Annotated in this window: 6 protein-coding genes; 3 read left to right on the forward strand and 3 right to left on the reverse strand. The window is 45.5% G+C overall.

The features are described 5' to 3' along the window. On the reverse strand, positions 1-1,953 hold a 1,953-nt coding region (locus VK080_RS05695; RefSeq protein ID WP_324223802.1), incomplete at its 3' end, for a S8 family serine peptidase. A gap of 691 nt (positions 1,954-2,644) precedes the next feature. Between VK080_RS05695 and VK080_RS05700 the strand changes: the two genes are divergently transcribed. Together VK080_RS05700 and VK080_RS05705 are read left to right on the forward strand one after the other, a co-directional pair. Then, positions 2,645-3,526: a MoxR family ATPase gene (locus tag VK080_RS05700; RefSeq protein ID WP_324223803.1), complete on the forward strand. Its 882-nt coding sequence runs from the start codon at positions 2,645-2,647 to the stop codon at positions 3,524-3,526. Between the two features lie 99 nt (positions 3,527-3,625). Then, entirely contained in the window at positions 3,626-5,542 is a 1,917-nt protein-coding gene (locus VK080_RS05705) for a VWA domain-containing protein (RefSeq protein ID WP_324223804.1), read from the forward strand. 31 nt (positions 5,543-5,573) lie between these two features. Here the strand turns inward: VK080_RS05705 and VK080_RS05710 are convergent, their stop codons facing one another. Beyond that, positions 5,574-6,374 (reverse strand): transposase, encoded by an 801-nt coding sequence (locus tag VK080_RS05710; protein ID WP_324223805.1) that lies wholly within the window; start codon positions 6,372-6,374, stop codon positions 5,574-5,576. A gap of 587 nt (positions 6,375-6,961) precedes the next feature. Continuing rightward, positions 6,962-7,870, reverse strand: coding sequence for a DMT family transporter (locus tag VK080_RS05715; protein WP_324223806.1), 909 nt, complete (start codon positions 7,868-7,870; stop codon positions 6,962-6,964). Between the two features lie 154 nt (positions 7,871-8,024). Here VK080_RS05715 and htpX point away from each other — a divergent pair, with 154 nt between their 5' ends. Continuing rightward, complete coding sequence (gene htpX, locus VK080_RS05720; RefSeq protein ID WP_324223807.1) at positions 8,025-8,942, forward strand: protease HtpX; 918 nt, start codon at positions 8,025-8,027, stop codon at positions 8,940-8,942. Positions 8,943-9,153: the final 211 nt, after the last annotated feature.

The raw sequence follows: 9,153 nt of genomic DNA on the forward strand, positions 1-9,153 counted from the left end.
TGCCGGCGAAGACATGGCTGCATGAAGCTGCATCTGTCCTGCACCTTGGCGGCGAGGTGATACATATGAGCCATCCATTTCCACTAACTTGCTCGTATTCATCATGATATGCTTTGCCATGGAAACGCGATTGGCGTTCTCACGTCCAAACTCATCGTCAACCCGCTGCATGACAAGTGCGCCACCGCCTGCCACATGTGGGGCAGCCATTGATGTACCACTCATCAATCCGTATTCATCATCATTCAGCGTTGACAAGATTTGTCCGCCCGGGGCAGTGATTTCCGGTTTAAAGTCCAGATTCGGCGTCAGTCCCCAAGATGTGAACGCACTCATTTTCCCGGCATCCGGATTGTTGATGGTTGCTGTTCCACCATTGAAATTCAATGTGACACCTTTTCCGTCTTTCAATGCATCAGCAAGCTTGTCCCCATCATTTTTCAGCATAAACAGCTGCGGGATTTCAATGGCGGCATCGGTTGCCATGTTGACGATACCATCCGTGTTGTTATAAATGATCACGCCTTCAGCTCCAGCAACTTGAGCATTCAATGCTTTTTCAGTAAATGCCAATTCACCGCGCTGAATGAGAGCGTATTTTCCTTGTACATCCTTCCCTTCAAAATCCTCGGGGGCTCCAAGACCTGCTTCCACAACGTCAAATGACGTCTTCACATAATCAGACGGGTGTGTATTCCCTGCTGACAGAAATGGTGCACTTTCCTCTGCTCCATCAATCGTATAGTTCACCGCATCAACGTCCATATATGTGTTTTCGTATGAGGCCACTTGCAGCGAATGTTCCGCCACGCCAGGTGAGCCATTCACGCCGTAATCAGGATTGGAGACAAGCGGATAATAAAATCCATCGGCAAATTTATTCGGGTTGCCGGCAGAGATTGAAACCAGTACACCGTTATCAACAGCGCGCTCCACCGCTTGCTGCTCAGGCGCGTCAGCGTCAACAAAACCTGCCGGTGAACCAAGACTCAGGTTCAATGCATCGACACCGAGTTTGATCGAGTCGTCCATTGCCTTAACATAAATATCGCCATATGTGTACTGTACTTCCGGATCGTTGCCGAAAACCTTTAATGCAAAAAGCTGTGCTTCCGGGGCAACCCCCATGATGCCGCCATTTTCTTCATTACCATTTGCACCGACTGTTCCGGCGACATGCATGCCATGCATCGAAGCTCCGGCCCCTTTATCAAGAATTTCATCATTTTCATCCATATAGTTGTAGCCATATGGAACTTTTTCTGTATAAAATTCGCCCGGCAAATCCTCATTCTCAATCGTTTCCTGCACCGACTGTTCTGTGTGGGCCGGTTCCGTTTCGTCTGAAAGCACCATATCACGGTGAGACGGATCAATGCCGGTATCAATGACACCAACAGTCATTCCTTCGCCCTTGTAGCCGTAATCCCGCCACGATTGCTGTGCCTGGACCAATTCTTTGCTGTATTTCATATCCGGCTTTGCCTCGGGCCGTTTATACTTATTCACGATATGCACCTTGTCAACGTTGGAAATATTCTCGATAGACGCGATGTCACCCTGTTTGACTTCAGCACTGAACCCATTGACAACGGTCGAGAACTCCTCGAGATAGTCCGCCTCAATCTTTTCCGTATTCATTTCATTTTTCACGGATTTCTGCGCTTGTTTTGCCTGATTTTGCAGTTCTTTCTTTTCGGTTGGTTTCAGGCTTTTAAACGTGACACCTTTTTCAGTTGCCTTCTTGATCGGTGCATCCTCTTTCAATTCGACAATCACTCTGACTTCCTCGTCTGGATCTATCGTTTCTTTTAATTTTTTCGATTCTGTGTTAATCTTTTTCTCCGTATTCTCCTGAAGGGTTTTACTGGTGATTTCTGCAGCACTCACATGAAAGAAATGAGTAAATGCCAGCAAAAATGCCAGTAAAACGAATGAAACTCTTTTAAACATGTTCCTCCCCCTTAAATAAAGTGTCGTCTGCTCGTTTCATACCTCCTTTACTGGATTTTTGTTGTGACTTATTATTCAATTACAATTAATGTTATACAATTTTGAATACTTGTACTAGGTAAAAAAGTATCAATTACAATGAAAAATAAATTATAAATTGGTAAAAAAGTATGATGTTTTGTGACAAAAATTTAATACTTTGATAAATTTCGCCGGTTGATAAAGCAAAACTTCATTCAGTGGGGGCGTTTTTCTCCCACTGAATGTTAGTTGAGCAGAATCGGACATTTTGGGACAGTTAGCCGCCGTTTTTTGGCGGATTACTGTCCGTTACATGCGGGATAAAGCGAAACTTCATTCAGTGGGGGCGTTTTTTCCCCCACTGAATGTTAGTTGAGCAGAATCGGACATTTTGGGACAGTTAGCCGCCGTTTTTTGGCGGATTACTGTCCGTTACATGCGGGATAAAGCGAAACTTCATTCAGTGGGGGCGTTTTTCTCCCACTGAATGTTAGTTGAGCAGAATCGGACATTTAGGGACAGTTAGCCGCCGTTTTTTGGCGGATTACTGTCCGTTACATGCGGGAACGATTGACAATCCTGCAAAATGCATTAAATTTTCGGTAACGTTCGAGAAAGATGACAGGTTATCAACCTAAAGGTTACAATAACTACTGAAAGGAGTACCGCAATGACGCAATATAACCATCTTCCTGAATCAATCAGGGATTTAATCGAGAATAATCGCAATACCAATCAAAATCATGAATTCCGTGACCTTATCCGGGAAGGGGGCTATGTCCCACCCGACCAGGACCTGCTAAACGATGCCATCACAGCTTTAAGTATGGGAAAAAATTTGCTGTTGAAAGGGCCGACCGGTTCAGGTAAGACACGTTTTGCCGAAACGCTTTCCAATTTGTTTAATCAGCCTATGTTCAATGTGAATTGTTCGGTGGATTTGGACGCAGAAAGCCTGATGGGGTTCAAAACGCTGGACTACGAGGGCGACAAGCAAGTTATCGAATTTGTACCCGGTCCTGTCACGAATGCGATGAAGCACGGGACATTTCTTTACATCGATGAAATCAATATGGCCAAGCCGGAGACATTGCCGCTCATCAACGGCGTGCTGGACTACCGCCGCACGATCACCAACCCGTTTACCGAGGAAATCATCACGGCCAAAGACGGTTTTGGTGTGATTGCCGCAATCAATGAAGGCTATGTCGGAACAGTCCCGCTCAATGAAGCACTGAAAAACCGTTTCATCGTGATTGACATCCCATATCTGCAAGGTGAGCAATTGAAAAAGCTAATTCAGGAAACCAGCCGTTTGGATGATGAACACACAATTGACCTGTTCGTCCGCCTCTCCGGCGATTTGATTCAGGCGGTCGACCAGGGGAAACTGGCAGAAGATGCCGCTTCAATCCGTGCATTGATGGATGCCTGTGACTTGAGTGCCATGATTCCGCCGAAAAGGGCTATTCGTCGTGCCATCGCCGATAAACTTGACGAAGACCGGGAAAAGAATTTCGTATTTACCATGGCTGAGACACTCTTTGGTTAGTACCGGGGGACGCGGGATCAGGCGGGACAAAGGGTCAGACCCCGTGTCCCACCTGACCCACATTCCCAGCAAAGTAGATTTTTGATGAGGAGAATCAGCATGTACCATTTTCGTGAAACCAATATCGATACCCGGCTTTACCTGCAGCTGCAGGGTTTGGCATCAGTCCTGTCAGGAATTCCTGACTTAAAATTTGATTATGCCTATGGGTCAGCGATTGATAAAGAAAACTTTAAATTAACAGCAAGCGCCAATTGGGGCCTCGGCAATGCCAAAGCAAGAAAAGCCGGGTTAAAAACAGACATCCTGCTGCGAACGATTGGAACACTCCATCATTCTGACATTCCGGTTATGCAACATTTTATGGATGATGTGTCCGAATCGGGACTTCCAAAATTTGCCATTCAATTATTCACGCTGTTTGAAAATATCCGACTCGAGGAAATTGTCAAAAACAAACGACCCGGAACAACAGGTTTATTCGCTGTTCGCCGCGATTATTTAAGCGAGTATTTCACCCAGCAGCTGGAGGCAAACGTGACAAGAAGCTTCTTCCTCGATGAGTTGTACTGTCTAATATATTTAATGATCCAAGCCAATACACCCGACCCTTCCTTCCCGGCAGCAAATGAACGACAAGTGAGGCAGCTGGATGTGCTGAAGCCGATTCTTTTTCAGCTGTTTGAAGCCAGATCAACACGCGATGTGGCCAGAATTGCCGAACAAATCGTCCTCAGGCTGGAAAACGATTATGCCGACATGACACATGATTATTTAATTTTTCCAATCGCCAATCTCTCCGACTATACGGAAAACAATGCATTTGATGAACTGACACGAACCGATCCACTTGCCAACGACAGCCTGGAAGAGGACGTCAATGAAGAAAACAGTGAAACATTCGATCAGGCGTTTTCCACCTGGCACAGCGAAAATGAAAATGCCGATCGCAGTCAGAATTTCATGCAATTCGAATTGGATCAAGGAACCCGGACAAGTCTGATGGGTGAAGGCGTACGTAAAACGGAAGAAGGCGATCAAGCAATGGCGTCCATTCAGGGGGCCTCAGGGAAAAGTGAGCAGAATGATTATTCCGACATGGCGGCCATGGACAAACGGCAGAATGGTCAGGATCGCGAATCAGCTGGCGGTGCCTATGGACGAGAAAACCAGTACGCCGTTAAAGTGATTAAACACGCCAAAATGCCGACTGAAGCAGATGAGGAACGGTATCGCCAATATGCTGAGGAAATCGCCCCGTACCAACGCAGGCTTTCAAAAACCATTGAGAAAATGCTGGAACATAAACGCCAGACACCGCGCGACAACCTAACCACCGGCCGGCTGTCGAAAAAATTAATCTCGGCTGTGACTGAAGAATACCCGCGTCTTTTTTACAAAAAAGATGACGAATCGAAGGAAATGGATGCCGCCTTCACATTGCTGGTAGACTGTTCCGCCTCGATGCAGAACAAGATGGAGGAGACCAAAAAAGGGATTGTCCTGTTCCATGAAGTGCTGAAAGATTTAAAAATCCCGCATGCCATTATCGGTTTCTGGGAAGAAGCAACGGGCGTAAATAATGAATACCAGCCCAATTATTTTCATGTCATCCATTCGTTCCATGATTCACTTTATCAGAATCATGGTGCGAACATCATGCAGCTGGAAGCCCAGGAAGACAACCGTGACGGCTACAGTATCCGTGTCGCCGCTGAAAAACTGGAAGCCCGCAATGAAAAAAACCGCTTCCTGCTTGTATTTTCAGACGGCGAACCAGCCGCATCCAATTACACGGAAAATGGCATCATTGACACGAACCTGGCCGTTTCCGAAACGCGTAAAAAAGATATTGACGTGATCGGCATGTTTCTCGCTGAAGGGGAGATCAGTGAACAGGAAGACGAACTGATGCGCAATATTTACGGCCGCGAACGCATCATGATTCCAACCGTTGCTGACCTGCCTGATCATTTTGCGCCGCTTCTGAAAAAACTGCTATTGAAAACGATGTGAAGTGGGACACGGGGTCAGACCCCGTGTCCCACTAACGAATCCTATCAATAACGCTTTTAGAAATGCCTGTCACTCTAGCAAGCTGCCTAATTGTAACACCTTCTAATTTTTTCAATTCAAGAATAAGTGCATCCCTTTCCCCTTTCGCCATTTGCTGCATTTTACTCCTAGATGGAATACCCTTTTCCTCAAGAAAGCGAATGACATCTTGATCAGCTGTCTTTATTTTAGGATGGTTATCCAAAAATTCATCATTGTTCGGTGTCTGCATATAGTCGATAAACAATTGGAGAGCTTCTTGACTGTCAGAAGAAAACAATTGAAGACCGAATTCGGTGTCAACAAGTGAGGGGTATCTTATATATTCGTGGAAACTTGTCCATTGATACTCGCTTACATCGCGTACCATTCCAGCCTTAGCGGGATTTTGGTGTATATATCGCAGTACCCGCATGAAACCAGGAGTATACTCGACTGTTTCACTTCTGAAACGATCCTGAAACAAATGCCCGCTGCGCTCATACTTATTGTTATACCAGAGCACATAACCAGTACTGATCCGCTGAACCACCTTTGAGATGCTCTCCTCTGTTTCTTTGATCAATAAATGCACATGATTGTTCATTAAGCAATAAGCATATAGCTCAAACTTGCTCACCTTTTTACATTTACTGATAGTTCTCAGCAGCCTAACCCTATCCTCCCGATCTTCAAAAATTATCTGCTGGTTAACGCCTCGCAGCATAATATGGTATATCCCATTCATACTCTTTTTCCTCGGTTTTCTGGCCATAGATTCAACTCCTTTCAGGGGACAAAACGTCTTTCCCATTGTCCTTCGTCCTGTTTGAGAAAATATATGATTTTTGGATCTTAAAGAATGAGAAATAAGAAAAGTGTCCTCAAGCCTGTGCTTGATTTGGAGGGATTGTACTAAAAATGGATACAACGAGGCTCAGCTTCATGCCTAGATTAAAATATTCTACATAAAAACTAAAAATCCTGCTTTATTTTTTGGGACAAAGGGGTTGGTGGGACAAAGGGTCAGACCCTGTGTCCCGCTGCATAAAAAGAATAATTACAGCGGAAGCTATCGGCAAATATGGAGTGAGAAGGCGAGTCTGATCATGCGAAGTGATGAACGATATAAGAAACATGCTAAAAACGTTCATAGGGAAACCAACAATCCTGCTATTTTGAATGATGTGATCGATAATGGATTGGAGCAATACCCAGGCCATGAAGTGGGACACGAGGCCCGACCCCGTGTCCCTGCCCAGGCCATAATGAAAAATTGACTAATAGTTGGCCCCTCCCGCCAATTCAGGATGTTGCTCAAAACAATATGGACGGGAAAACATGGCACAACACGGACAATTGAAGTGGGACACGAGGCCTGACCCCGTGTCCCTACCCAATTCAAAAACGTGTCCTTTCCCGCCGCTTCAACATGATATATTCCAAAGTGCCGGTTCCAAGGAATACACCGCATAATATAAGAACAAATCCGACCATATGATTTAGCGTGATTGTTTCATTTAAGAATATCGACGATCCAAGGACTGCAAACAGTGTATTCAGATTGAGAAAAATAGCTGTTTCGGCGGGGCCTACCTTTTTAATTGCATAATTGTACGTCATATGCCCAAATGCTGTGGCCAATACAGCACTAAACAGAAAAGCCAAACCAAGCTGCCAGTCAATCAGATTGGTTATCTCCTGAAGACCTGCTCCAAGCACCTGACTCGTGAGAAAGATAACAGCCGCGCCGATTACCAGCATGTACCCTGTTGCCAGCCTAGGGTCAAATGCGGGGTTCAGTTTACTGATCAGGACAAAGCTGAAGCCCTGCACAGCAACCCCTAAAAATACAATAAAGTCTCCAAGTGAAACGCCTGACAATTCACCTGTCCCCATCATTGTCGTTACAACCACGCCGATAAAGCCTAATACAAACCCAAAACCGCGCAGCCACGTCATACGTTGACGTAAAATCAGATAAGCCATCATCGCAGTGATAAGCGGGTTCATCCCGAGAATCAGCGATCCATTGATGCCACTCGTTAAATCCAGACCAATCGCTACAAATGAATGATGCAAGATCACATTAAAAATTGCTATGTAAGAAATAATCAGCCACTCATTTTTGTGCGGCAGCCGGAATATCCCCATGACAAAGCAAATCACCAATACGGCGACCCCTGCCGTCATCACCCGAAATCCGGTTAACAGCATTGGGTTAATTGCATCGACAAGCACTTTGATCGCTGAAACATTCAGACCCCACATCAGCATGACCAATAATAGAAGCATATAAATTCGAACCATGAATCTCTTCCCCCGGTTTCCAGAAAATAATATATCTTACTATGATAACAGGATAAGCAAGTTTTTTCCTGGTCTGGCATTTGAAAAACAATAATGTCAGTAGTTTTCAATAATGCTATAATAGCAATGTAGATTAAATTTGAGGAGGAACCAAATGGCCAAACGCCTATTTCTTTATTTACTGACAAACATTCTCGTATTAACCACCATCGTTATCGTCTGGTCAATCATTGTTACATTCACTGGAATCAGCGGCTCATTTACCAACGGTGCTGATGGATTGGCCGGCATCAACTATGAGTCTTTAATGATATTCAGTCTGCTGGTAGGCTTCATTGGCTCATTCCTCTCGCTGGCCACATCGCGCATCATCGCCAAAAAAATGATGCGGGTGAAAGTGCTGGATCCAAATGGCCAATTGTCCGCACAGGAACGCGCCGTCGTTGAAAAAGTCCACAGGCTGTCCCGCGCTGCAGGCCTGATGCATATGCCGGAAGTTGGTATCTATCAATCCCGTGAAGTAAACGCGTTTGCGACAGGCCCGACCAAAAAACGGTCACTCGTTGCCGTTTCACAGGGGTTATTGAATGAAATGGATGATGAAGCGGTTGAAGGTGTTATTGCTCATGAGATCGCGCACGTGGCAAATGGTGATATGGTGACCATGACACTGCTGCAGGGGATTATCAACACATTTGTCGTGTTTTTATCCCGGATTGCAGCGATTCTTGTATCACGCCTTGTGCGTTCAGAACTGCAGACAGTCGTGCATTTTGCTTCAATCATTATTTTTCAGATTCTTTTCTCGATATTCGGCAGCATTGTAGTTAGTGCGTTTTCAAGATATCGTGAATATCATGCCGACCGTGGCGGTGCCGATTTGGCCGGACGTGATAAAATGGCCCATGCGCTCCGTTCATTGAAAAATCATGTTGGAAGGGCTCGAGTGAATGACCGAACCGACGATGCAGCCCTCCAAACGATGAAGATCAGTGGGAAAAGCAAAATGGTATCGCTTTTTTCATCCCACCCGCCTCTCGATGATCGGGTTGCACGTTTGGAAAGGAGTTAATCAAAAATATTGCGCCACGCGGCCTTTTGGCACGTGGCGTATTTCGTTCCTTATTGAATGGTGATTGCGGAAGGCAGCTTTTTATAGGCCCTCCTGATCTATTTGTAGCCGACTGGGACTTGCACGGGGGGAGTGCTCCCCCGCACGAGTTTGAGTCAATCCCGCACGTTTGGATGCTGTTCCCGCACAAGTTGAGCTGATTATCGCACGA

The sequence above is a fragment of the Lentibacillus sp. genome, from assembly GCF_035301925.1.
Lineage (GTDB): Bacteria > Bacillota > Bacilli > Bacillales > Amphibacillaceae > Lentibacillus.

Coding starts and splice junctions, on each gene's coding strand:
- VK080_RS05705 (WP_324223804.1), top strand. CDS start 3,626: ATGTACCATTTTCGTGAAACCAATATCGATACCCGGCTTTACCTGCAG.
- VK080_RS05710 (WP_324223805.1), bottom strand. CDS start 6,374: ATGGGAAAGACGTTTTGTCCCCTGAAAGGAGTTGAATCTATGGCCAGA.
- VK080_RS05715 (WP_324223806.1), bottom strand. CDS start 7,870: ATGGTTCGAATTTATATGCTTCTATTATTGGTCATGCTGATGTGGGGT.
- VK080_RS05700 (WP_324223803.1), top strand. CDS start 2,645: ATGACGCAATATAACCATCTTCCTGAATCAATCAGGGATTTAATCGAG.
- htpX (WP_324223807.1), top strand. CDS start 8,025: ATGGCCAAACGCCTATTTCTTTATTTACTGACAAACATTCTCGTATTA.